Origin of the sequence: Isoptericola sp. NPDC056618, from assembly GCF_042792715.1 — a bacterium.
Classification (GTDB): domain Bacteria; phylum Actinomycetota; class Actinomycetes; order Actinomycetales; family Cellulomonadaceae; genus Isoptericola; species Isoptericola nanjingensis.
In genome coordinates, this window is sequence record NZ_JBHTVZ010000006.1 from 40,700 (window position 1) to 62,385 (window position 21,686).

The 21,686-nt window shown below is 74.2% G+C and carries 22 protein-coding genes; 10 read left to right on the top strand and 12 right to left on the bottom strand.

The genetic code is table 11. The annotated features are described in order from the left end of the window. Window positions 1–46: 46 nt before the first annotated feature. From ACFQ8T_RS09970 to ACFQ8T_RS09985, 4 genes are all read right to left on the bottom strand, one after another. Entirely contained in the window at window positions 47–511 is a 465-nt protein-coding gene (locus ACFQ8T_RS09970; RefSeq protein WP_430546385.1) for a PPOX class F420-dependent oxidoreductase, read from the bottom strand. A 19-nt stretch (window positions 512–530) separates the two neighbouring features. Then, window positions 531–1,265 (bottom strand): transporter substrate-binding domain-containing protein, encoded by a 735-nt coding sequence (locus ACFQ8T_RS09975; protein ID WP_430546386.1) that lies wholly within the window; start codon window positions 1,263–1,265, stop codon window positions 531–533. 1 nt (window position 1,266) lies between these two features. Then, entirely contained in the window at window positions 1,267–2,559 is a 1,293-nt protein-coding gene (locus ACFQ8T_RS09980; protein ID WP_430546387.1) for an adenylosuccinate synthase, read from the bottom strand. A 121-nt stretch (window positions 2,560–2,680) separates the two neighbouring features. After that, the gene (locus ACFQ8T_RS09985) at window positions 2,681–3,043 is read right to left on the bottom strand and encodes an STAS domain-containing protein (RefSeq protein WP_429735554.1); all 363 of its coding nucleotides are present in this window, start codon (window positions 3,041–3,043) and stop codon (window positions 2,681–2,683) included. Between the two features lie 77 nt (window positions 3,044–3,120). On the opposite strand from ACFQ8T_RS09985, the gene ACFQ8T_RS09990 reads away from it, so the two are divergent. Next, window positions 3,121–3,579, top strand: coding sequence for a DUF3151 domain-containing protein (locus ACFQ8T_RS09990; RefSeq protein WP_430546388.1), 459 nt, complete (start codon window positions 3,121–3,123; stop codon window positions 3,577–3,579). Window positions 3,580–3,628: 49 nt separating this feature from the next. Here ACFQ8T_RS09990 and ACFQ8T_RS09995 read toward each other — a convergent pair whose 3' ends face one another. Further along, window positions 3,629–5,827 carry a SpoIIE family protein phosphatase gene (locus ACFQ8T_RS09995; RefSeq protein ID WP_430546389.1) on the bottom strand — a complete coding sequence of 733 codons (2,199 nt, stop codon included), beginning with the start codon at window positions 5,825–5,827 and terminating at the stop codon, window positions 3,629–3,631. A 180-nt stretch (window positions 5,828–6,007) separates the two neighbouring features. Between ACFQ8T_RS09995 and ACFQ8T_RS10000 the strand changes: the two genes are divergently transcribed. Further along, window positions 6,008–6,361 carry an STAS domain-containing protein gene (locus tag ACFQ8T_RS10000; RefSeq protein WP_430546390.1) on the top strand — a complete coding sequence of 118 codons (354 nt, stop codon included), beginning with the start codon at window positions 6,008–6,010 and terminating at the stop codon, window positions 6,359–6,361. A gap of 97 nt (window positions 6,362–6,458) precedes the next feature. Here ACFQ8T_RS10000 and fbaA read toward each other — a convergent pair whose 3' ends face one another. The 3 genes from fbaA to ACFQ8T_RS10015 all read right to left on the bottom strand — a co-directional run bounded on the left by fbaA (window position 6,459) and on the right by ACFQ8T_RS10015 (window position 9,117). Further along, window positions 6,459–7,478: a class II fructose-bisphosphate aldolase gene (gene fbaA, locus ACFQ8T_RS10005; protein ID WP_429766120.1), complete on the bottom strand. Its 1,020-nt coding sequence runs from the start codon at window positions 7,476–7,478 to the stop codon at window positions 6,459–6,461. 110 nt (window positions 7,479–7,588) lie between these two features. Then, window positions 7,589–8,287, bottom strand: a complete 699-nt coding sequence (locus tag ACFQ8T_RS10010; RefSeq protein ID WP_430546391.1) for a TrmH family RNA methyltransferase — start codon at window positions 8,285–8,287, stop codon at window positions 7,589–7,591. Continuing rightward, window positions 8,284–9,117 carry an SDR family oxidoreductase gene (locus tag ACFQ8T_RS10015; RefSeq protein WP_430546392.1) on the bottom strand — a complete coding sequence of 278 codons (834 nt, stop codon included), beginning with the start codon at window positions 9,115–9,117 and terminating at the stop codon, window positions 8,284–8,286. Before ACFQ8T_RS10015 ends, ACFQ8T_RS10010 begins: the two co-directional genes overlap by 4 nt. A gap of 88 nt (window positions 9,118–9,205) precedes the next feature. On the opposite strand from ACFQ8T_RS10015, the gene ACFQ8T_RS10020 reads away from it, so the two are divergent. Together ACFQ8T_RS10020 and ACFQ8T_RS10025 are read left to right on the top strand one after the other, a co-directional pair. Further along, on the top strand, window positions 9,206–9,946 hold the full coding sequence (locus ACFQ8T_RS10020; protein ID WP_430546529.1) for an HAD-IIA family hydrolase: 741 nt from the start codon (window positions 9,206–9,208) through the stop codon (window positions 9,944–9,946). After that, window positions 9,943–10,188 carry a hypothetical protein gene (locus ACFQ8T_RS10025; protein ID WP_430546393.1) on the top strand — a complete coding sequence of 82 codons (246 nt, stop codon included), beginning with the start codon at window positions 9,943–9,945 and terminating at the stop codon, window positions 10,186–10,188. The genes ACFQ8T_RS10020 and ACFQ8T_RS10025 overlap by 4 nt, the downstream gene beginning before the upstream one ends. A 4-nt stretch (window positions 10,189–10,192) precedes the next feature. Here the strand turns inward: ACFQ8T_RS10025 and pyrE are convergent, their stop codons facing one another. The 3 genes from pyrE to ACFQ8T_RS10040 are packed head-to-tail and all read right to left on the bottom strand — an operon-like array spanning window position 10,193 to window position 12,904. Then, the gene (gene pyrE, locus ACFQ8T_RS10030) at window positions 10,193–10,777 is read right to left on the bottom strand and encodes an orotate phosphoribosyltransferase (protein WP_430546394.1); all 585 of its coding nucleotides are present in this window, start codon (window positions 10,775–10,777) and stop codon (window positions 10,193–10,195) included. Continuing rightward, complete coding sequence (locus tag ACFQ8T_RS10035) at window positions 10,774–12,075, bottom strand: SpoIIE family protein phosphatase (RefSeq protein ID WP_430546395.1); 1,302 nt, start codon at window positions 12,073–12,075, stop codon at window positions 10,774–10,776. Before ACFQ8T_RS10035 ends, pyrE begins: the two co-directional genes overlap by 4 nt. Window positions 12,076–12,130: 55 nt before the next feature. After that, a complete protein-coding gene (locus ACFQ8T_RS10040; protein WP_430546396.1) occupies window positions 12,131–12,904 on the bottom strand; it encodes an SDR family NAD(P)-dependent oxidoreductase in 774 nt (257 codons plus the stop codon). Between the two features lie 189 nt (window positions 12,905–13,093). Here ACFQ8T_RS10040 and ACFQ8T_RS10045 point away from each other — a divergent pair, with 189 nt between their 5' ends. The 3 genes from ACFQ8T_RS10045 (at window position 13,094) to ACFQ8T_RS10055 (ending at window position 16,007) form a co-directional block, all read left to right on the top strand. Next, window positions 13,094–13,975, top strand: a complete 882-nt coding sequence (locus ACFQ8T_RS10045; protein WP_430546397.1) for an exodeoxyribonuclease III — start codon at window positions 13,094–13,096, stop codon at window positions 13,973–13,975. Window positions 13,976–13,990: 15 nt separating this feature from the next. Then, on the top strand, window positions 13,991–14,719 hold the full coding sequence (locus ACFQ8T_RS10050; RefSeq protein WP_430546398.1) for a septum formation family protein: 729 nt from the start codon (window positions 13,991–13,993) through the stop codon (window positions 14,717–14,719). Window positions 14,720–15,170: 451 nt separating this feature from the next. Further along, on the top strand, window positions 15,171–16,007 hold the full coding sequence (locus ACFQ8T_RS10055; RefSeq protein ID WP_430546399.1) for a C40 family peptidase: 837 nt from the start codon (window positions 15,171–15,173) through the stop codon (window positions 16,005–16,007). 104 nt (window positions 16,008–16,111) lie between these two features. Here ACFQ8T_RS10055 and clpB read toward each other — a convergent pair whose 3' ends face one another. Continuing rightward, window positions 16,112–18,718: an ATP-dependent chaperone ClpB gene (gene clpB / locus ACFQ8T_RS10060; RefSeq protein WP_430546400.1), complete on the bottom strand. Its 2,607-nt coding sequence runs from the start codon at window positions 18,716–18,718 to the stop codon at window positions 16,112–16,114. Between the two features lie 146 nt (window positions 18,719–18,864). On the opposite strand from clpB, the gene ACFQ8T_RS10065 reads away from it, so the two are divergent. From ACFQ8T_RS10065 to ACFQ8T_RS10075, 3 genes are all read left to right on the top strand, one after another. Then, complete coding sequence (locus ACFQ8T_RS10065) at window positions 18,865–19,938, top strand: LppM family (lipo)protein (protein ID WP_430546401.1); 1,074 nt, start codon at window positions 18,865–18,867, stop codon at window positions 19,936–19,938. Next, entirely contained in the window at window positions 19,931–20,935 is a 1,005-nt protein-coding gene (locus ACFQ8T_RS10070; RefSeq protein ID WP_430546402.1) for an alpha/beta hydrolase, read from the top strand. The genes ACFQ8T_RS10065 and ACFQ8T_RS10070 overlap by 8 nt, the downstream gene beginning before the upstream one ends. Window positions 20,936–20,997: 62 nt before the next feature. Next, a partial coding sequence (locus ACFQ8T_RS10075) for a bifunctional transcriptional activator/DNA repair enzyme AdaA (protein WP_430546403.1) occupies window positions 20,998–21,686 on the top strand: 689 nt, incomplete at its 3' end.

Genomic DNA, 21,686 nt, shown 5'->3' on the forward strand with positions numbered 1-21,686 from the left:
GCCGTGGCGTCCGCGGACGCCGTGCCCGCGAGCCGCGCCGGGCCGCTCAGGGCTGCGGCAGGCGGGCCATCCCGTAGACGCGATCGACGCGCAGTCGCAGCACCTGGCGACGGTCTGCCACCATCGCCTGCCGGAACTCCTCCCAGTCGGGGTGCTCCTGCCGGGCAGCCACGCGGAACGTCTCGACGAGCTCGTCGGCGGCGGCGTCGTGGGCGTCGGTCGCCACGTCGCTCAGCTCCGCCGTGCCGTCGAGGACGGCGTAGCTCCAGAAGTCCGGGGCGCTCACGTGCAGCGAGACGCGCGGGTCGCGCGCGGCGTTACGGGTCTTGGCGCGGTCCGCGGTCACGGACACGCGCGCCGTCCGCGTCTCCTCGTCCCACGCGTAGAGCACGTTGGACAGCTGGGGGCGGCCCGCGCGCCGCAGGGTCGTGAGGACCCCCTTGTTCCCGTCCGCCACCAGGGCGAGCAGGGCGCGCTGGTCATCCGTCTCGGCCGTTCCCGATGTCGTCATGCCGGGACAACCGACCAGGTCAGGCCGTTGTTCCCCCGGGCACGGTGGCGTCCTGCCCCGACCGGGCGAGCGCCTCCGCGACGAAGCCGCCGGCGGTCAGCTCGGCGACGGCGTCGCGCAGCCACGCGACCGCGGCAGGGTCGCGGTCGCGGCCGGTGGCGACGGCCTGCCGGATCTCGGTGAACCGCGGCTCGACCACGCGCAGCCCCGGGTGCTCGGCGACGTACCGGGTCAGCGGCTGCCGGATGCCGGCCGCCACCTCCAGGCCGTGCTCCTCGAAGGCGGCGGTGCCGTCGGCGCCGCGCACCACCTCCGCGTACCGGAGCGTGCGCGTGAGGTACAGGTCGTACGCCGAGCCCTGCTTCACCCCGACGCGCACGCCCGGTCGGTCGACGTCCTCGGCCGCGCGGACGGGCGAGCCCTCCGGCACGGCGAACACGCCCTCGATCAGCACGTACGGCGCGGTGAACGCGACCTGCTCGGCGCGCTCCGGCTCCACGGCGAGGAAGCCGATGTCGGCCCGGCCGTCGGCGACCGCCGCGAACGAGTGCCGCGCCGCGTCGACGCACTCCAGCACGCCCTCGACGCCGAGGCGCCGGGCCAGCTCGCGGGCGAGGTCGACGGTCACCCCGGACGGGTGCCGGCGCGTGCCCTGCGCCAGCACCGGGTTGCCGAGGTTGACCACCGCGCGCAGCACGCCCGTGGGGGCGAGCGCGTCGACGACGTCGACGGGAACCAGCCCGGCGCCGCCCATGTCAGCGGGCGTGGATCAGGTCGTGCACCGGGATGATCTCGTCACGCCGCGGGCCGACGCCCACCGCGGAGATGCGGCAGCCGGACAGCTCCTCGAGCCGGGCGAGGTACGCCTGCGCGTTGGCCGGCAGGTCCTCGATGGTGCGGGCGTGCGAGATGTCCTCCCACCAGCCCGGCATCTCCTCGTAGATCGGCTTCGCGTGGTGGAACGCGGACTGGTCGTCGGGCATCTCGTCGTAGCGGGTGCCGTCCACGTCGTAGGCGACGCAGACCGGCACCTTCTCCAGGCCCGTGAGCACGTCCAGCTTCGTCACCACGAGGTCGGTGAGGCCGTTGATGCGCGACGCGTAGCGCGCGATGACGGAGTCGTACCAGCCGCAGCGGCGCGCGCGGCCGGTCGTGACGCCGTACTCGCCGCCGGTCTTGAGCAGGTACTCGCCCATGTCGTCGAACAGCTCGGTAGGGAACGGGCCCTCGCCGACGCGGGTGGTGTACGCCTTGATGACGCCGATGACGGAGTCCACGCGGGTGGGCCCGATGCCCGAGCCGGTCACCGCGCCGCCGGCGGTCGCGCTCGACGACGTGACGAACGGGTACGTGCCGTGGTCGATGTCGAGCATGGTGGCCTGACCGGCCTCGAACAGCACGTTCTTGCCGGCGTCGAGCGCCTGGTTGAGCACCAGCGGCGTGTTCGCGACCATCGGCTGCAGCCGCTCGGCGTGCGCCAGCAGCTCGTCGACGGTCTCGTCGATGTCGACGGCGCGGCGGTTGTAGACCTTCACCAGCAGGTGGTTCTTCTGGTCGAGGGAGCCCTCGACCTTCTCCCGCAGGATCTTGGGGTCGAACAGGTCGGCGATGCGGATGCCGACGCGGTTGATCTTGTCGGCGTACGCCGGCCCGATGCCCCGGCCCGTGGTGCCGATGCGGCGCTTGCCCAGGAAGCGCTCGGTGACCTTGTCGAGCGTGCGGTGGTAGCCGGCGATGACGTGCGCCTGGCTCGAGACCAGCAGGCGGGAGACGTCCACACCCCGCGCGATGAGGTCGTCCAGCTCCTCGAACAGCACGTCGATGTCGACCACCACGCCGTTGCCGATGACGGGGACGACGCCGGGCGACAGGATGCCGGAGGGCAGCAGGTGCAGGGCGTACTTCTCGTCGCCGATGACGACGGTGTGACCCGCGTTGTTGCCGCCGTTGAACTTCACGACGTAGTCGACCCGGGACCCGAGCAGGTCCGTGGCCTTCCCCTTGCCCTCATCGCCCCACTGGGCACCGACGAGCACCACGGCTGGCATGAAATCTCCTCGCGTCGACGAGGCCCGGCGTGTTCACCCACGTCACCTGAGGAGGCGGGCCTCCTGGTCCGGGCCGGGCCCGAGTTTACCCGCCCGTGACCTGCCCGTCGGTCCGGCGCGCTCAGCCCGCCGGGTGGTGCGTCGCGGGGGTGGACGGCGCGGGCGCCGACTCGCAGCGGTGGTCGCGGTCGATGCGGAACAGGTCGAGGGCCCCGCACACCTCCAGCACGAACAGGTCGCGCTCGTCCGCGCCCCGCAGCACCGTGGCGCCGCCGCGCTTGCGCCCGGCGTCCGCGAGGGAGATGAGGAAGGCGGCCCCGGTCGAGTCCATGAACGTGACGCGGCACATGTCGATCACCAGCAGCTGGCGCCGCAGCCCGACCACCCGGGTGGCGATCTCCGGGAACTGGTCACGTTCCGCGAGGTCGAGGTCACCGGCGATCACGAGCGTCGTCGTCGTCGAAGACGTCGCGATCTCGATCATGGAGCGAGCGTACCCGCGACCGGCCCTGCGCGGCGCCCGAGGCGTCGATCTGTGGAGCGGGCGGGGGTCGGGCCAGAATGGGCGCCATGAACTCCCCTGTGGACGACCTGCTCGCCGGACCGCCCCCGACCCGCCTGCCCGACGATCACCCCCAGGTGCGCGACGGCCTGGACGCCGGGGAGGACCCGGCACGGCTGGCCGCCGACCACCCCTCGTCGTCGCTCGCCTGGGCCGTGCTCGCCGAGGCCACGCTGGACGCCGCGGGCGACGAGCCCACCGCGGCCCGGTCCGTGACGGCGTACGCGTACGCGCGCACCGGCTACCACCGCGGCCTCGACGCCCTGCGTCGCGCGGGCTGGCGCGGCCAGGGCCCGATCCCCGTCGACCACGAGCCCAACCAGGGGTTCCTGCGCGCGCTCGCCGCGCTGTCCGCGGCGGCCGCGCAGATCGGCGAGGCCGACGAGGCGGAGCGCTGCGCGCAGTTCCTGCGCGACTCCGGCACCTCGCCGGAGGAGGTCCGCGCGCTCGTGGGTTGAGCTGTCGAGACCCGCGCGTGGTCTCGACAGGCTCGACCGACGGACGCGGTCAGCCGGGCGCGACGGCGTTCGCGTGCAGCTTGGCCCACACGAGCTTGCCGGAGCCGGCGGGCCGCCAGCCCCAGTCGGCGAGCCGCTCGACGATCTGCATCCCGAACCCGCCCACGCGGTTGGGGTGGCCGTCCGTGGTGACGGGCGGCGCGGGGTTGGAGTCCTCCACCTCGATCCGCAGCCCGTCGCCGGTGTCGAAGAGGCGCAGCGCGATGTTGCCCCAGCCGTGCAGCACGCCGTTGGCGACGAGCTCGGAGACGACCAGCTCCGCCGACGCGGACTCCGGCAGGCCCCAGGCCTGGCAGGTGCGCAGCACGGCGTGCCGGGCCCGGCCGATGGACGCCGGCTCGCTGGGCAGCAGCCACCGCCGCGACCTCGGGCTGAGCGGCTGGACCTGCGCGTCGGCGACCGGGTCGGGCACGCGCACGACGACGAGCGCGACGTCGTCCTCGGGCGCGTCGGCGAGCCGGGACAGCAGCTCCTCCCCCACCCCGGCGGCGTCGCGGGCGGTGATGCGTCCCGACGTCTCGACGAGGGCGTCGAGCCCGACCTTGAGCGACCGGTCGCGGCGCTCGATGAGCCCGTCCGTGTAGAAGAGGAGCACGTCGCCGCGGCGCAGCTCGGTCTGCCCGGTGGTGCGGGGCCTGGACCCGAACCCGATGAGCGACCCGGCCCCGCCCGCCAGCTGGGTCACCTTGCCGTCGCGCAGCAGCAGGGGCGGCAGGTGGCCGGCGCGCGTGTACTGCACGGTCCACGCGTCGCCGTCCTGCTGGTGCTTGAGCGTGGCGTAGACCATCGACGCCGACCGCGGGATGCGCATCCCCGTGACGAGCTGGTCCACCCGGTCCACGACGATCCCGGGCGTGGCGAGCTCGAACGCGTACGACCGCACCACGGACCGCAGCTGTCCCATGGCCGCCGCGGCCTCGACGTCGTGCCCGACGACGTCGCCGACCACGAGCCCGACGGTGCCCTCGTTGATCTGCAGCACGTCGTACCAGTCGCCGCCCACCTGGGCGTGCTCGGCGTTGGGCGCGTAGTAGGTCCACACGTCGAGCCCGGACACGTCGGCCTGCTCGGGCAGCATGGCGCGCTGCAGCGCCTCGGCGAGCCGGTGCTCGCGCGCGTACAGGCGCGCGTTGTCGATGGCGGTGCCGGCCCGGCGCGCCACCACCTCGATCACGGTGTGCACGTGCTGCGGCTCGCCCGGACCGGGCCGGACCTCCTCGGTGACGGTGCCGTCGGGCGCCACCCCCACGCCGTGCCAGGTGGCCAGGAGCCCCAGCACGCGCCGGCGCCCGGCCACCGCGTGCACGACGACGGCGCGCGGCAGCGCCCCGGTCTCCTCCACCACGCGCCGCAGCAGGTCGCGGCGCAGCCAGCCGGACGCCGAGTGGGCCGGGAAGCCCGCCCCCAGGCGGAGCATCACCGGTCCCTCGACGACTCCCTCGAGCAGGTCCTGCACCTCGTCCCGCACCGGCTCGCGGGCGTCGCCGTCGGCGGGCGGGTCCGGCCGCTCCCCGGAGGCGTCGTCGGGCAGCTCGGGCACGTACCGGGCGTGCCGGCGACCGCGACCGCTCGGCGGCGACGCGACGTCCACGCCGTCGGCGAAGACGAGCCCGTCGTCGTTGACGTAGAAGCCGGCCCAGGGGACGAGCGCGCGCAGCAGGTCGGCGATGTCGCGCAGCGCGTACGGGTACTCGAGGTCGCCGAGCAGCTCCGTGGTCTGGGCGATGAGGTCGAGGTCCGCGCGCTCGCGACGCTCCACCTCGAGGGAGGCGAGCTGGTTGGCCTGCCGCTCGACGTGCGTCGACACGTCCGTGGCCGTGCCGAACCAGTGCTCCACCGGCCCCCCGTCGCCCGGCACCGGCGACATCGTGACCTGCCACCAGGTGGCGCGGCCGTCCGTGAGCCGCCCGCTCACCATGCGCGTGGTGGGCAGCCCGGCACGGAGGTCGCCCTGGCTGCGCTCGCGCTCCGCGTCGTCGTCCACGAGCTCCAGGAGCGGGTGCTTGCCCAGGACGGCGAGGTCGTTGACGCCGATCCCGGACTCCCGCGCGAAGGCGTCGTTGATCCACAGGACGGGCATCCCGTCCTCCCAGGCGCCGGTGACGAACGCGGGGATGACGGCGGCCGCGATCGCCCCGTCGAGAAATCCGTCCGGAAGGGGCGGCACAGGACCGGATGATTCGGTCATAATGCCTCCACTGCCGAGATTCCCCGCCCTGGTTGGTGTTCTTGCTGGTCATTCAACCGTAGATTGGTGTCCGCCGAGACTCGAGGTGAACGCCCCGCGCGTGGAAGGAGCACCGTGCACGACGGATCGAACACGACCCCACGTGATCTGCGGCGTGCGGACGTGAAGGAGGCAGACGCGGTGCCTGAGCTGGGAGACCCCGCGAGCGTGCACGTCATCGTGGGCGCGTCGCGCGCCCGTGTCGTGCTGTCCGGCGAGATCGACGCCGACATCGGAGCCGAGCTGGGCGAGGCCATCTCCGACGCCGAGGGCTCCGGCCTTCCCGTCGAGATCGACGCCCATCACGTCACCTTCATGGATTCCTCGGGTGTGGCGTTCCTCGCACGCCTCGCGTCGCGCAGCCCGCACCGTGTGCGGGTGCTTCGCGCCCCGCCCACCGTCCGGTTCCTCCTCGAGGTCACACGGATCGGCGAGCTGCTGGAGATCGTCGACGTCGACCCCGGCTTCGACCTGGAGTCCCCCGCGCCCCGCTGACGCCGAGGTAGTACGGAATCTCCCGAGAGAGCACGAAGGGGCGGCCCGCACCGTGTGCGGACCGCCCCTTCGAGCTACCTCGTCATGAGGTGCAGGGTCACATCTTGTGGCCGGCGGAGCGCAGCTGCTGCGCGGCCTCGACGATGCGGGCGGCCATGCCGGCCTCGGCCTGCTTGCCCCAGGCGCGCGGGTCGTAGGCCTTCTTGTTGCCGACCTCGCCGTCCACCTTGAGGACACCGTCGTAGTTGCGGAAGAAGTGGTCCGCGACGGGGCGCGAGAACGCGTACTGCGTGTCGGTGTCGATGTTCATCTTGATGACACCGTTGTCGACCGCCTCGGAGATCTCCTCGGCCGTGGAGCCCGAACCGCCGTGGAACACGAGGTCGAACGGGTTCTCCTTGCCGATCTCCGAGCCGACGGCCTTCTGGATGTCCGCGAGGATCGACGGGCGCAGCTTGACGGCGCCCGGCTTGTACACGCCGTGCACGTTGCCGAAGGTGAGGGCCGTGAGGTAGCGGCCCTTCTCGCCGGCGCCGAGGGCGCGCACGGTGGCGAGGCCGTCCTCGGCCGTCGTGTAGAGCTTCTCGTTGATCTCGGCCTCGTGGCCGTCCTCCTCGCCACCCACGACGCCGACCTCGATCTCGAGGATGGTGCGCGCGGCCTGCGAGAGCTCGAGCAGCTCGGCGGCGATGACGAGGTTCTCGTCCAGGGGGATGTCCGAGCCGTCGAACATGTGCGACTGGAAGGTCGGGTTCTTGCCGGCCTTCACCTGCTCCGCCTCGAGGGCGAGCAGCGGGCGCACCCAGGAGTCGAGGTTCTTCTTGACGCAGTGGTCGGTGTGGATCGCGATGTTCACCGAGTAGTTCTTCGCGACCTCCGTGGCGTAGGCCGCGAGGGCCAGCGAGCCGACGACGCGGTCCTTCACGGTGGAGCCCGACGCGTACTCGGCGCCGCCCACGGAGACCTGGATGATGCCGTCCGACTCGGCCTCGGCGAAGCCCTGGAGAGCGGCGGTCACGGTCTGCGACGAGGTGATGTTGACGGCGGGGTAGGCGAACTTGCCGGCCTTCGCCCGGTCGATCATCTCGGCGTAGACCTCGGGGGTTGCGATAGGCATCTGCGGTACTCCAATGACGGGGCGTACGAGGATGCAGCGGGATGCTTCGTCGCGACGGGCGCCGTGCGACCCGCATGCAACCGGATTTTCTCACGTCCGGGTCATGAGAGTCACATGCCGTCGGCTCCGTGAGACGGCGCGAGCCAGCGCGACGCCCAGGCGTGCATCGCGACGGCACCTGCGGCGCCCGCGTTGAGGGACCGCGTGGAGCCGTGCTGGGTGATGTGCAGGACGTCGGCGCACACCGCCTGCGCCTCCGGCGTCAGGCCCGTGGACTCCTGGCCGAACAGCAGCACGCAGCGGGCGGGCAGGTCGTAGGCCTCCAGCGGCACCGACCCGGGCAGGTTGTCGATGCCGATCACCGGCAGGCCGGCCCCGCCGTCCGCCGACGCCGCCCAGGCGGCGAGCGCCGCCGCGTCCGGGTGGTGGTGGGTGTGCAGGTAGCGGTCGGTGACCATCGCGCCGCGCCGGTTCCACCGCCGTCGGCCGACGACGTGCACCCCGGCCGCGTTGAACGCGTTGGCCGTGCGCACCACGGAGCCGATGTTGAGGTCGTGCGCCCAGTTCTCGATGGCGACGTGCAGCTCCCGCCCGGCGGGGCGGCGGGCGTCGAGGTCGGCGACGACCGCCTCGACGGTCCAGTACCGGTACCGGTCGACGACGTTGCGGCGGTCGCCGTGCGCGAGCAGCTCGGGGTCGTAGCGGGGGTCCGGTGCGCCGTCGGGCAGGCGGGGCCACGCGTCCGGGCCGCCGGGCCACGGGCCGACGCCGACCTCGCGCCCGGGCGCCTCCTGCTCCGCGTCGGTCATCGCCCGGCCAGCCACGCGTCGTAGGTGATCGTGCCCGCCGCGGCGTCGGGCACGAGGTTGCGCCCGGCGCGGAAGAACTCCCCGAGCGGGCCGGGCAGCGGCACGGCCACCGGGAGGCGGCGGGAGCCGCGCGCCCGCCGCCAGGCGCCGGCCATCGCCCGCGCGTCGAGCACCTGCGGCCCGCCGACGGTCGCGGTCGGCGCACCGGACGGGCCCGTGCCGGGCGCGACCCCGAGCGGGTCGGCGCCCTCGGCCGCGTCGACGAGCGCGCGGGCGACGTCGCGCAGGTCGATCGTCTGGAAGCGGCAGCCGCGCGGGTACGGCAGGAGCCCGAGCCGCGACCAGGCCCCGAGGCGGCTGTCGCGGCCGAAGAAGAGGTCGAGGAACCCGTGGAACTGGGTGGCCCGCACGACCGTCGCCGGCACGGGCCCGGCGGCGTAGACGCGCTCCTGCTCGGCGTGCGCCCGGTAGTACCCGTACGCGCTGCGGTCGACCGCGGCGATCGAGAGGACGACGGCGCGCCCCACGCCCGCACGACCGGCCGAGCCCGCGACCCGCCGCGCACCCGCCGTGAAGACGGCCTGGGCGGCGGGCGTCATCCCGTTGCTGGTGTCGACCACGGCCTCCACGCCGTCGAACGCCGCGGCGAGCGCGCCCGCGACCCGCGCCTCGTCCTCGTCGAGGAGGTCCGCCGCGTGGTGCGTCGCACCGGGCTCGTGGTCCGCGCGCCGGCGCGATACCACCCGCACCTCGTGGCCCCGCGCCACGGCCTCCCGCACCACGGCGCGCCCGGCCTGACCGGTGCCGCCCACCACCGCGATCGTCGTCATGCGCCCATCCTGGCGCACGCGCGGGGCCGCCCCGCCCACTAGGGTGAGCGGCGTGAGCGAACGACGGATCGAGTGCTGGCTGACCGACATGGACGGCGTCCTCGTGCACGAGGGGCAGGCCATCCCCGGGGCGCCGGAGTTCATCCGCGCCCTGCGCGACGCGGAGCGCCCGTTCCTCGTCCTCACGAACAACTCGATCTTCACGCCGCGCGACCTGCGCGCCCGCCTCGCGACGTCGGGCATCGACGTCCCGGAGGAGGCGATCTGGACGTCCGCGCTGGCCACCGCGCAGTTCCTCACGGACCAGATCCCCAACGGCTCGGCGTACGTGATCGGCGAGGCCGGCCTCACCACCGCCCTCTACGAGGCGGGGTACACGCTCACCGAGTCGAACCCGGACTACGTGGTGCTGGGCGAGACCCGCACCTACTCGTTCACCGCGATCACCAAGGCGATCCGCCTGGTGCGCGACGGCGCCCGCTTCATCGCCACCAACCCGGACACCACCGGCCCGTCCGCCGAGGGGCCTCTGCCCGCCACCGGCGCCGTCGCCGCGATGATCCAGGCCGCCACCGGCCGGTCGCCGTACTACGTGGGCAAGCCGAACCCGATGATGTTCCGCTCCGCGCTCAACCGGATCGACGCCCACTCCGAGGTGACGGCGATGATCGGCGACCGCATGGACACCGACGTCGTCGCCGGCATCGAGGCGGGGCTCGAGACCTTCCTCGTCATGACCGGCTCCACCACGGCGGCCGAGGTGGACACGTACCCGTTCCGGCCGTCGCACGTCGTCGACTCGATCGCGGACCTGATCGGCCGGGTATGACGCGCCGGGAGCGGGTCCTCGTGCGGGCCGCGCTCGTCGTCGGCGCCGTGCTGGTGGTGCTCGGGGTCTACCAGGCCTCGACCTGGACCTTCACCCTCGGCTGGTTCGCGTACGCCCCGCTGTCGGACACGACGTTCCACCCGCAGATCCCGAACTGGTGGGTGCCGCCCGCCATGATCGGCGTCGGGGCGCTGCTCGCCGGCCTCGGCGGCGGCTTCCTGCTGGGCCGCCGCCGCGACTGACCGCTCAGGCGAGGCCGAGGTCCGCCAGGTCGTAGAGGTAGTGGTAGGGCACGCCGAGCGCCTCGATCTTCTCGCCGGCCCCGGTGGCGCGGTCGACGATCGTGGCGCAGCCGAGCACCTCGGCGCCCGCGGCGCGCAGCGCCTCGATGGCCGTGATGGGCGACCCGCCCGTCGTCGTCGTGTCCTCGAGGACGACGACCTTGCGGCCCGCGACCTCGGGGCCCTCGATCTGCCGCTGCATGCCGTGCGCCTTGGCCGCCTTGCGGACGACGAACGCGTCGAGGTCCTGCCCGCGCGACGCCGCGGCGTGCAGCAGCGCGTCCGCGATCGGGTCCGCGCCGAGGGTGAGGCCGCCGACGGCGTCCACCTCTGCCGTGCCGAGGCCGACCTCCTCCAGGTGGTCGAGCAGCACGTGCCCCACCAGCGGGGCCGCGCGGTGGTGCAGCGTGATCCGGCGCAGGTCGACGTAGTAGTCGGCCTCCTTGCCGGACGACAACGTCACCTTGCCGTGCACGACGGCGAGCTCGGTGATGAGGTCGCGCAGCTGCTCGCGGGGCGTGGGGCCGAAGGTGGTATCCGAGGAGGTCACCCGGTCATCGTACCGACGGCCTCCTGCCCGTCCGCGGGGGCGGCGTCGACCTGGAGCGCGACGAGCGCCACGTCGTCGGCGCCCCGGATCGGCGTGCTCCGCGCCAGCACGCAGTCGGCCAGCCGCGCGAGCCGGCGGTCCACGACCTGCTCGACGTCCTGGCGCAGAAGCTCCAGGGAGTCGGACAACAGCTCTCCCCGCCGTTCGACCAGGCCGTCGGTGAAGAGCAGCAACGACGTGCCGGGGTCGAGGTCGAGGGTCGACTCCGGCCGGTCCGTGGGCAGCAGCAGGCCGAACAGCCTGCCGGGGCGCTCGCCGAGGAGCTCGGCTCCGCGCTCGGCCCACCGCACCAGCGGTGGCAGCGACCCGGCACGTGCCCAGGTGACGCGCCGCGACCCGTCGGGCGCGGGTGGGTCCACCACGGCCGCCGTGACCGCGGCGAACCCCTCGATCCGCAGCGCGGCGGCGGCACGCTCGGCCCGGTCGAGGACCTCGGCGGGGCCGGCGTCGTCCTCGACCGCGACCGTGCGCAGCACGCCCTTGAGGTGCGTCATCGTGGCCGCGGCGTCGACGTCGTGCCCCGCCACGTCGCCCACGACCAGCACCGCCCGGCCCGACTCCCGGACCACGACGTCGTACCAGTCTCCGCCGACCCGCGTGATCCGGTTCGCCGGCTGGTAGCGGACGTCCACGACGAGCCCCGCGACGTGCGGGGGCCGGGCGAGCACCGAGGACTGCAGCGTGACGGCCGCCTCGCGCTCGGCGGCCGCCGTCGCGCGCATCCGCGCGACCGTGCTGTGCCACGACATGCGCTCGGGCGTGGCGCGCCCGTCCGTGCCCTCCACGTCGGCCGCGTCGACCTCCTCCACGCGCACGACGACGGCGCGGACGGTCGGGTCGCCCGGCCGCGTCACCGGCAGCGCGAGGAGCATCCAGTACCGCGGGCCCGTCTCGCCCGTGCGCCGGTCCGGCAGGTCCCATCGCGTGGGCTCGACGACCTCGGGCATGCCCGTGCGCAGGCAGCGGTCGATCGCGTCCAGGGCGCGGGGCACAGGGGGAGGTCCGCCCGGCACCTGCGCCACGGCGTCGGCCAGGGTGCGCCCGACCAGGGCGTCCGCCGGCACCCCGAGCAGCTCGGTGTACGAACGGTTGGCGTCCAGCACGACGAGGTCGGGGTCCAGGACGATCTTCGGCACGGCCATCGCGTCGAAGATGTCGCGGTAGTCCAGCGTGGCCCCACCAGGGACGGCGCTCCGGCCGCCCCCGGCGTCCGTCGCCGGCGTCGTCCCCCGGATCACGCCACCATCGTGGGGCAGCCGAGCGGTCCTCGCCCGGTGTCGGCGAAGGCGGAGGTCAGCGGTACTTGCCCACGGCGCGGACGGCGACCCTCGGGGCAAGGCGCAGCAGGGCCGCAGCCGCCTTGTAGCGGACGGACGGTGTCGAGAGGACGACGCCGCGGCGCACGTCCGCGAGCGCCTCGGAGACGACGGTCGGGGCGTCGAGCCAGCCGGCGTCCGGGATCGTGGACATGTCCACGCCCGCCCGGTCGTGGAACTCGGTGCGCACGAACCCGGGGCTCAGCACCGTGGCCGTGACGCCGGTGCCCTTGAGCTCGACGGCCAGCCCCTCCGTGAACGACCGCACGTAGGCCTTCGCCGCGGCGTAGGTGCCGCCGGCGGTCAGCGCGGCGATCGACCCGACGTTGAGGATCGCGCCGCGCCCGCGGCCCGTCATCTGCCCGGCGGCCGCGTGCGACAGCACGAGCACCGCCCGGACCATGACGTCCAGGGCGGACACCTCGACGGCGAGGTCGCCGCCGACGAACGACTGCGCCGTGGCGAACCCGGCGTTGTTGACCAGCAGGCCCACCGGGCGCCGGTCGTCGCCCTCCTCGTCGCCGGTGACGGCGAGCCGGGCGGCGACCCGCTCCAGGTCCTCCGGCACGGACAGGTCTGCGCGCAGCACCTCCACCCGCACGCCGGCGGCCGCGCGCACCTGCGCGGCGACCTGCTCCAGGCGGTCGGCGTCGCGCGCGACGACGACCACGTCGTGTCGCGCGGTGGCGAGCTGCCAGACGAACTCCAGGCCGAGGCCGGCGGTGGCGCCGGTGACGAGCGCGGTACCCATGAGGGCAGCCTAGAGGGCGGACGCCGTGGGGTTGACCCTCACGCGACGTGAGGCTCCACGCCGGCCGCACGACCGACACCACCTTCCCCGCGTTCAGCATCAGCCCCGCGACGCCCGGCGTCGACCCCGACACCGCGACGTGGGGATGACCGACCGGTGCCGTCGGCCTCCGCCGGTAGCCTGGCGCCCGTGCGCCTCGCGACCTGGAACGTCAACTCCGTCCGTGCCCGCGTCGACCGGGTGATCGCCTTCCTGGAGCGCTCGGGCACCGATGTGCTCGCCATCCAGGAGACCAAGTGCCGCGACGAGCAGTTCCCGCACGCGGCGTTCGAGGCCGCCGGGTACCAGGTGGCGCACACCGGGCACTCGGCGTGGAACGGCGTCGCCATCGCGTCGCGGGTCGGGATCGCGGACGTCGAGACGTCGTTCCCCGGGCAGCCCGGGTTCGCCAAGGCTCCCGCCACCGTGCCCGACGACGCGCCGACCGAGGCGCCCGACGTGGAGCCCGTCGAGGCGCCGGCGACGCTGCTCGACGTGCCGCCGCCGGTCGAGGCGCGCGCCCTCGGGGCCACCTGCGGCGGCGTCCGCGTGTGGTCGCTGTACGTGCCGCACGGCCGCGCGGTCGGCGACCCCCACTACGCGTACAAGCTGGCGTGGCTGGGTGCGCTGCGCGACGCCGCGGCCGGCTGGCTCGCCGACGACCCGCGCACCCAGGTCGCGCTGGTCGGCGACTGGAACGTCATCCCGCTCGACACGGACGTCTACGACCCGGCCGCGTTCGAGGGCCACACCCACGTGACCCCCGCCGAGCGGGAGGCGTTCACGGCGTTCGCGACCGCCGGGTACACCGAGGTGACGCGGGAGCACCTGCCCGCCGAGCACACCTACACCTACTGGGACTACCAGCAGCTCGCGTTCCCCCGGAACAAGGGCCTGCGCATCGACTTCGCCTACGCCTCCCCCGCCGTGCGCGAGCGCGTCACCGGCGTCGTCATCGACCGTGACGAGCGCAAGGGCAAGGGCGCCAGCGACCACGTCCCCGTGATCCTCGACCTCGCCGACCCGGCCTGACGCGCGGAGCACGTCGTGACCGAGGACCAGCACCGGCACCAGCCGGACCAGGACGCCCCGCACCGGCGGCACCCTGCGGACGAGCCCGCACCCGGTTCCGCCCCGCCGCCCGCGGAGCCGGTGTTCGCCGCGCCGACGCCTGCGGGCGTGCTGCCGGCGGACGGGCTCGTCGGCCTGGGCCTGCCGGGCACGGGCGACGACGGCGCGGCCCCGCCCGGCGACGCCGTGCCGCGTGCACCCCGGGCGGGGGGCGCCGGCACGGCCCGGGCGCGCCGCGGCGCAGGTCGTGCGGCCGTGGCGGTGGTGGCGCTCGCGGTCGTCGGCGGGGCCGTCGCGATCGGGGTCGCGGCGGCGCGGGACCGGGCGACCGCCCCGGTGCCGGCCGTGGTGACCGGAGCCCGCGAGGTGAACGCGACGCAGCTCGTGCTCGGGTCGTGCCTGCGGGACCTGCCTCCCGGCGACGTCGGCCGGGTGACCGTCGTGCCGTGCGCGAGCGAGCACGGGGCGCAGGTGGTGGGGCGCACGGACTCGGCCGCCGGCGCGGTGTGGCCCGGTCACGACGCGCTGGTGCGCAAGGCCTCCGCGGACTGCGGGCCCGGACTGTTGGGGGCCGCGGGCCGCGAGGACGTGGGGCCGACCTTCGTCGTCCTCACCCCGTCCGAGGACGGTTGGGCGGCCGGCGACCGCACGGGGCTGTGCGTCGCGGTCTCCGCCTCGCCGGCGACGTCCGACCTGCTGCGCTGAGCCTGCGACCGTGGTCGGACGCGCGGACCGGTCGACGTCTTCGACGTCCCCCCACCGGTGGATTCCTACAGTGATCTTCGTCACATCCGGCATCAGGGGACGACGTCCGGTTCGGCCGGGGTTGACCGGACTCGTCCAGGGCCGATACATGTCGGCCCCCGCGCCAGCGACACGCCGTACCTGTTACCGGAACGTGACCTCGAAGGGTCCCCAGGGTTAGCGTCCCTCGACCGCACCTAGCAACGGGTGCCGGCCGACCGGGACGCAGCCGAGTGCTGCCGGCGTCCCGGTGACCACGAAACTCACGGCAGCAGCGGGAGACCCACTTCCGGCCGGCCGCCCGGGCACACCGCCCGGACGCTCCCGGCCTTGGGGTTCAGCCACCTTGGTGGCGGGCCAACGATCTCGGCCTCACCCGACAGCTCATCTCGCAGGCTGGAGGTCACGCCCCATGTCCATGCCCCCTGCCCCCGCGCGCCCCGGCACCGCCGCCGTGGCCGCTCGCCGGCCCCGCCGGGCGATCATCGCCCTCGCCGTCGCCGGCGCCCTCACCGGCGGCGGTCTCATCGCCGTCGCCCCCCACGCCTCGGCGGCCCCGGCCGCCACGGCGGTCCAGGCGGCCTCGACGTCCTCGAAGCCCCGGCCGTCCGTCAGCCTCAAGGCGACCAAGACGACGCTGATCAAGGGTTCGGGGAAGTCCAAGCGCCCCGTGTACACCGTCACCGCCAAGCGTGCCGGCAAGACGATCGCCGGGAAGGCGAAGCTCGTCATCAACGGCAAGGTCAAGTCGACCAAGACGATCCGGCACGGCAAGGCGACGTTCAACCCGAGCTGGCCCATGCACAAGGTCGGCAAGAACAAGGTTCGCGTGGTGGTGGACCCGAGCAGCTCGAGGCTGCTCGCGAAGTCCAGCCGCACCGTGACGACCACCGCGAAGAAGCCCGGCTCGCCTGTCGTGGCGATCGCGAAGACGAAGGTCGGCGCCCGCTACGTCTCCGGCGCCACCGGGCCGAGCTCGTTCGACTGCTCGGGCTTCACCTCCTACGTGTACAAGAAGGCGATCGGCAAGAAGCTGCCGCGCACGTCGTCCGCGCAGAAGCACGTCGGCAAGAAGGTCTCGCGCAAGAACGCCAAGCCCGGCGACCTGATCTGGTCGCCCGGCCACGTCGCCATCTACATCGGCGACGGCAAGCAGATCGACGCCGGCAACCCGCGCGTCGGCGTCGTCAAGCGCAGCATCTGGCAGTCGAACCCGACGTTCATCCGGGTCAGCGCCAAGGCGGTCTGACCTCTCGCAGCACCCGTCGAGCCCCCGGCCTCCGTCATGGAGGTCGGGGGCTCGACGTCTCGTACTACCTCGGCAGGTCTCGTACTACCTCGGCGGTGGCCGGACTACCTCGGCGTCACGACCAGCCCCGCGGCGTCCGGGGACCGGTCGACGACGACGGTGCCGCCGTCGGACACGGCGCCGGACAGCAGCTCCTTGGCGAGCCGGTCGCCGATCTCGCGCTGCACCAGCCGGCGCAGCGGGCGGGCGCCGTACGCGGGGTCGAAGCCCTCCAGCGCCAGCCACTCGCGCGCGGCGGGCGTGACGTCCACCGTGATGCGCCGGTCGGCCAGCCGCTTCGCGAACGTCGCGACCTGGAGGTCGACGATCTCCCCGAGCTCCTCGACGTTGAGCGCGTCGAAGATCACCACGTCGTCGAGCCGGTTGAGGAACTCCGGCTTGAACGACGCGCGCACGGCCGCCATGACCGCCTCGCGGCGGGCGGCGTCGTCGAGCGCCGGGTCGACGAGGAACTGCGAGCCCAGGTTCGACGTCAGCACGAGGATGACGTTGCGGAAGTCGACCGTGCGGCCCTGGCCGTCGGTGAGGCGGCCGTCGTCGAGCACCTGCAGCAGGATGTCGAAGACCTCGGGGTGCGCCTTCTCCACCTCGTCCAGCAGGACGACGGAGTACGGGCGCCGCCGCACGGCCTCGGTGAGCTGCCCGCCCTCCTCGTAGCCGACGTACCCGGGGGGCGCGCCGACCAGCCGCGACACCGAGTGCTTCTCCGAGTACTCGGACATGTCGATGCGCACCATGGCGCGCTCGTCGTCGAACAGGAAGTCCGCGAGCGACTTGGCCAGCTCGGTCTTGCCGACGCCGGTCGGGCCGAGGAACAGGAACGACCCGGTCGGCCGGTCGGGGTCGGCCACGCCGGCGCGCGAGCGCCGCACGGCGTCCGACACCGCGCGCACCGCGGCCGTCTGGCCGATGAGCCGCTCGCCGATGACGTCCTCCATGTGCAGGAGCTTTTCTGACTCGCCCTGCAGCAGGCGCCCGGCGGGGATGCCGGTCCAGGCGGCGACCACCTCGGCGATCTCGTCGGAGCCCACCTTGTCGGCGATCATCGGGGCCTCGTGCACGGCTGCCTCGTCGGCCTCCTGCGACGCCTCGGCCCGCTCGGCGTCGGCGAGCTCGCGCTCGACCTGCGGGATCTCGCCGTACAGGAGGCGCGCGGCGGACTCGAGGTCGCCCTCGCGCTGCAGCCGGTCGGACTCGGTGCGCAGCTCGTCGATGCGGGCGCGCAGGTCGCCGACCCGGTTGTGGCCGGCCTTCTCCGACTCCCACCGCGCCGTGAGCGCGGCGAGCCTCTCGCGCGTGTCGGCGAGGTCGGCCCGCAGCCGCTCGAGTCGCTCGGTGGAGGCGGCGTCGTCGGACTCCTTGAGCACGACCTCCTCCATCTCGAGGCGCGTGACGGCGCGCTGCAGCTCGTCGATCTCGACCGGCGAGGAGTCCATCTCCATGCGCAGGCGCGACGCCGCCTCGTCGACGAGGTCGATCGCCTTGTCGGGCAGCTGCCGGCCGGTGATGTACCGGTCGGACAGCGCGGCGGCGGCCACGAGCGCGGAGTCGGCGATCGTCACCTTGTGGTGCGCCTCGTACCGCTCCTTGAGCCCGCGCAGGATCGCGACCGTGTCCTCCACGGACGGCTCGCCGACGAACACCTGCTGGAACCGGCGCTCGAGGGCCGGGTCCTTCTCGATGTGCTCGCGGTACTCGTCGAGGGTCGTGGCGCCGACCAGGCGCAGCTCGCCGCGGGCGAGCATCGGCTTGAGCATGTTGCCCGCGTCCATGGCGCCCTCGCCGCCGGCGCCCGCGCCGACGACCGTGTGCAGCTCGTCGATGAAGGTGACGACCTCGCCGTCCGACGCGGTGATCTCCTCGAGCACGGCCTTGAGCCGCTCCTCGAACTCGCCGCGGTACTTGGCGCCCGCGACCATGCCCGCCAGGTCGAGCGCGACGAGGCGCTTGCCCTGCAGGGACGTCGGGACGTCGCCCGCGACGATGCGCTGGGCCAGGCCCTCGACGACGGCGGTCTTGCCGACGCCGGGCTCGCCGATGAGCACGGGGTTGTTCTTGGTGCGGCGGCTGAGCACCTGCACGACGCGGCGGATCTCGGAGTCGCGGCCGATGACAGGGTCGAGCTTGCCGTCGCGGGCGCGCTGCGTGAGGTCGCTGCCGTACTGCTCCAGCGCCTTGTACGTGCCCTCGGGGTAGGGGCTGGTGACGCGGGAGGAGCCGCGGACGGCGGGCAGCGCGGCGCGCAGGGCGTCGGCGGTCGCGCCCGCCTCGGCCAGCGCCTGGGCGGCGGCGGACTGCCCGGCGGCGAGCGCGATGAGCAGGTGCTCCGTCGACACGTACTCGTCGCCGAGCGCCTCGGCCTCCTTGGCCGCGTTCTCCAGCACCGCGCTCATCGCGCGCGACGGCGCGGGCTGCGCGACGGCGGACCCGCTCGCCTGCGGCAGGGCGACGAGGGCCGCGCGGGCACGCTGGCCGATCTGCTGGGCGTTCGCGCCGACGGCGTCGAGCAGGCCGACGGCGACGCCGCCCGTCTGCTGGAGCAGCGCCTGCAGCAGGTGCACGGGCTCGAGCTGGGGGTTGCCCGCGGCCGACGCCGACTGGACGGCGTCGCCGAGCGCCTGCTGCGACATGGTCGTGAGCTTGATGTCCATGGGACCTCCGGGATGACGTGCGATGACACGGGAAAACGTCTGTCGGGGGAACGCCGCCAAAGTTGAGTCTATTCCGCTCAACTTTGATCGCAAGCCGCCCGGGGTGCCGGGTGGCTCCCGGACGGCCGCTGCGGGATGCTGGGCCGGTGACCACTCCAGCCCGCGGCCCCGTGCGCCGCCTCCGCACCGCGATCGCGGCAGCCCTGGCCGCCGTCGGCCTCCTCGCCCTCGCCGGGTGCATGAAGGTCGACATGGACATGACGCTGTCGGAGGACGACACCGTCTCCGGCTCGATCGTCATGGCCGTCTCCAACAGCCTGGCCGAGACCATGGGGATGGAGCCGGGCGAGCTGTGGAAGCAGGCGGGCGGGGAGCTGTCCCAGAACCTCCCCGAGGGCACGTCCCAGGAGCCGTACTCCGACGACGAGTACACCGGCACCCGGTACACGTTCACCGAGGCCCCGATCAGCCAGATCTCGGGGGAGGGCGGCGAGGACCTCACCATCACCCGCGACGGCGACGACTACGTCGTCGACGGCACCATGAACCTCTCCGAGGGCGCCGACCAGCTGAAGTCGCTGCCGCAGAACGTCCAGGACGCCTTCGACGTCAGCCTCGCCATCACCTTCCCCGGCCCGGTCAGCGACGCCACCGGCACCATCGACGGCAACACCGTCACCTGGACGCCGAAGGTCGGCGAGAACACCGAGATCCACGCCGTCGGCGCCGCCAGCGCGGGCAGCAGCTTCCCGTGGTGGATCGTCGGGCTCGTCGTCGGACTGGTCGTCATCGGCCTCGTCGTGTGGTTCGTCGTGCGGAACAACCGCCGCCCCGCCACGTCGACGGGCACGGTCACGGGCACCGCGACGGGCGACGCCGCCCTCGCCGCGCAGGCCGCCCCCGGGGCCGTGCCCGCCGCCGGCCCGACGCCGGAGGAGCAGGTCTTCGGCGCGCCCGCGACCCCGCCCGCGGAGCCCGGCACCGGCCCGGTCGCCGAGCCGCTCGAGCCGGAGCCCGCGCCCGAGGCCGCCCCGCCCGCCGGCCCCACGACCGGCCCCGTCGCGGAGCCGCTCGAGCCCGGCCGCCCGGGCGAGGAGGACACCGTCCGGCAGGAGCCCGCCGGGACGCCGGGTCCCGACGTCGAGCCCGACGTCACGGGCACGCCCGACGACCGCCCCGGCGACGAGGACCGCCCGTCCGGTCCCGCGCAGGGTGCCTGACGCGCAGACCGCGCCGCGCCCCGGGCCCGGGGCGTGGCGCGAGGACGTCCTCGGCCCGGAGTTCCGGGCGCGCACGCTGCCGCTGCCCGGTGGCGCGGAGGCCGTGCTGGTGCGGCACGTGCCGTCCACGCCGGACGACGACGGCGCGCCGGGCCCGCACGGCGTCGCGCGCACGGCGGTGCTGTCCGTGCACGGGTTCGTCGACTACTTCTTCCACCCGCACGTCGCCCGCACCGTCGCCGCCCGCGGGCACGCGTTCTACGCCGTCGACCTGCGCGGCCACGGACGGGCGCTGGCCGCGCACGTCGCCGCCGGGCGCGACCCGAACCTCGTGGACGACCTGGCCCTGTACGCCCAGGACCTCGACGCCACGGCCGCCGTCGTGCGGGCCGCGGGACACGAGCGGCTGGTGGTGCTCGGGCACTCCACGGGCGGCCTGGTCGCGCCCCTGTGGGCGAACGCCCGCCCCTCCCGCGCGGACGCGCTGGTGCTCAACAGCCCGTGGCTGGAGCTCAACGAGAGCTGGCTGATGCGCGGCCCGGCGACCTGGGCGATCGACGTCGTCGGACGCGTCGCGCCGCGGGTGGTCGTGGGTGCCATCGGCGAGCACTACGGCGCCGCGCTGCACCACGAGACCGGCGGAGAGTGGGACTACGACCTGGCCTGGAAGCCGCACGCCGGCTTCCCCGCCCGCGCCGGGTGGCTGCGCTCCGTGCGCCGGGCGCAGCACCGGGTGGCCCGCGGGCTGGACCTCACGATCCCGGTCCTCGTGCTCGCGTCCGACCGGTCCGGCCCGGCGCGGTCGTGGCACGGCGAGCTGGTCACCACGGACTCCGTGCTGGACGTCGCGCACATCCGCGACCGGGCGCCCCGCCTGGGCAGCGACGTCACCGTGCGGACGGTCGCCGGCGGCGCGCACGACCTCGCCCTCTCACCGCAGCCCGCCCGCGACACCTACCTCACCACCGTGCTGGACTGGGTCGAGGCGCTCCCCTAGCACCCACGGTCGTGTCCGATTCCCGCTAGCCCTCCGTCGGTGGACCGCGTGAGGATGGGGGCATGACGACGACGGCCCACCCCGACGCGCGGGAGTTCGAGGAGCGGTACCGCGCCATCGCCGCGCGGGACACCCGGTTCGACGGGCAGTTCTTCACGGCGGTCAGCTCCACGGGCATCTACTGCCGCCCGTCCTGCCCGGCGCGCACGCCGAAGCCGGAGAACGTCACCTTCTACCTCACCTCGGCGGCCGCGCACGAGGCCGGCTACCGCGCCTGCAAGCGCTGCCTGCCCGAGGCCGCGCCCGGCACCCCGGCATGGGACCTGCGGCACGACCTCGCCGGACGGGCGATGCGCCTCATCGCCGACGGCGTCGTGGACCGCGAGGGCACGGACGGGCTCGCAGCCCACCTCGGGTACAGCGCGCGGCACGTGCACCGCCTGCTCACCGCCGAGCTCGGCGCCGGCCCGCTCGCCCTGGCCCGCGCGCAGCGGGCCCAGACCGCGCGGAGTCTCGTCGTCGGCACCGACCTCCCGCTCGCGGACGTCGCCTTCGCGGCCGGGTTCGGCTCCATCCGGCAGTTCAACGACACGATGACCGAGGTCTTCGCCGTCGTGCCGAGCGAGCTCCGTGCGCGTGCCCGCACCCACCGCCGTCCCACGGCGTTCCAGCAAGCGATCCGTCGCGGGCCGGGGGCCGGAGGCCCGACCGCTCGGGGGGGGTGTGATTTTAAAAAAAAACAGCCCCCCCG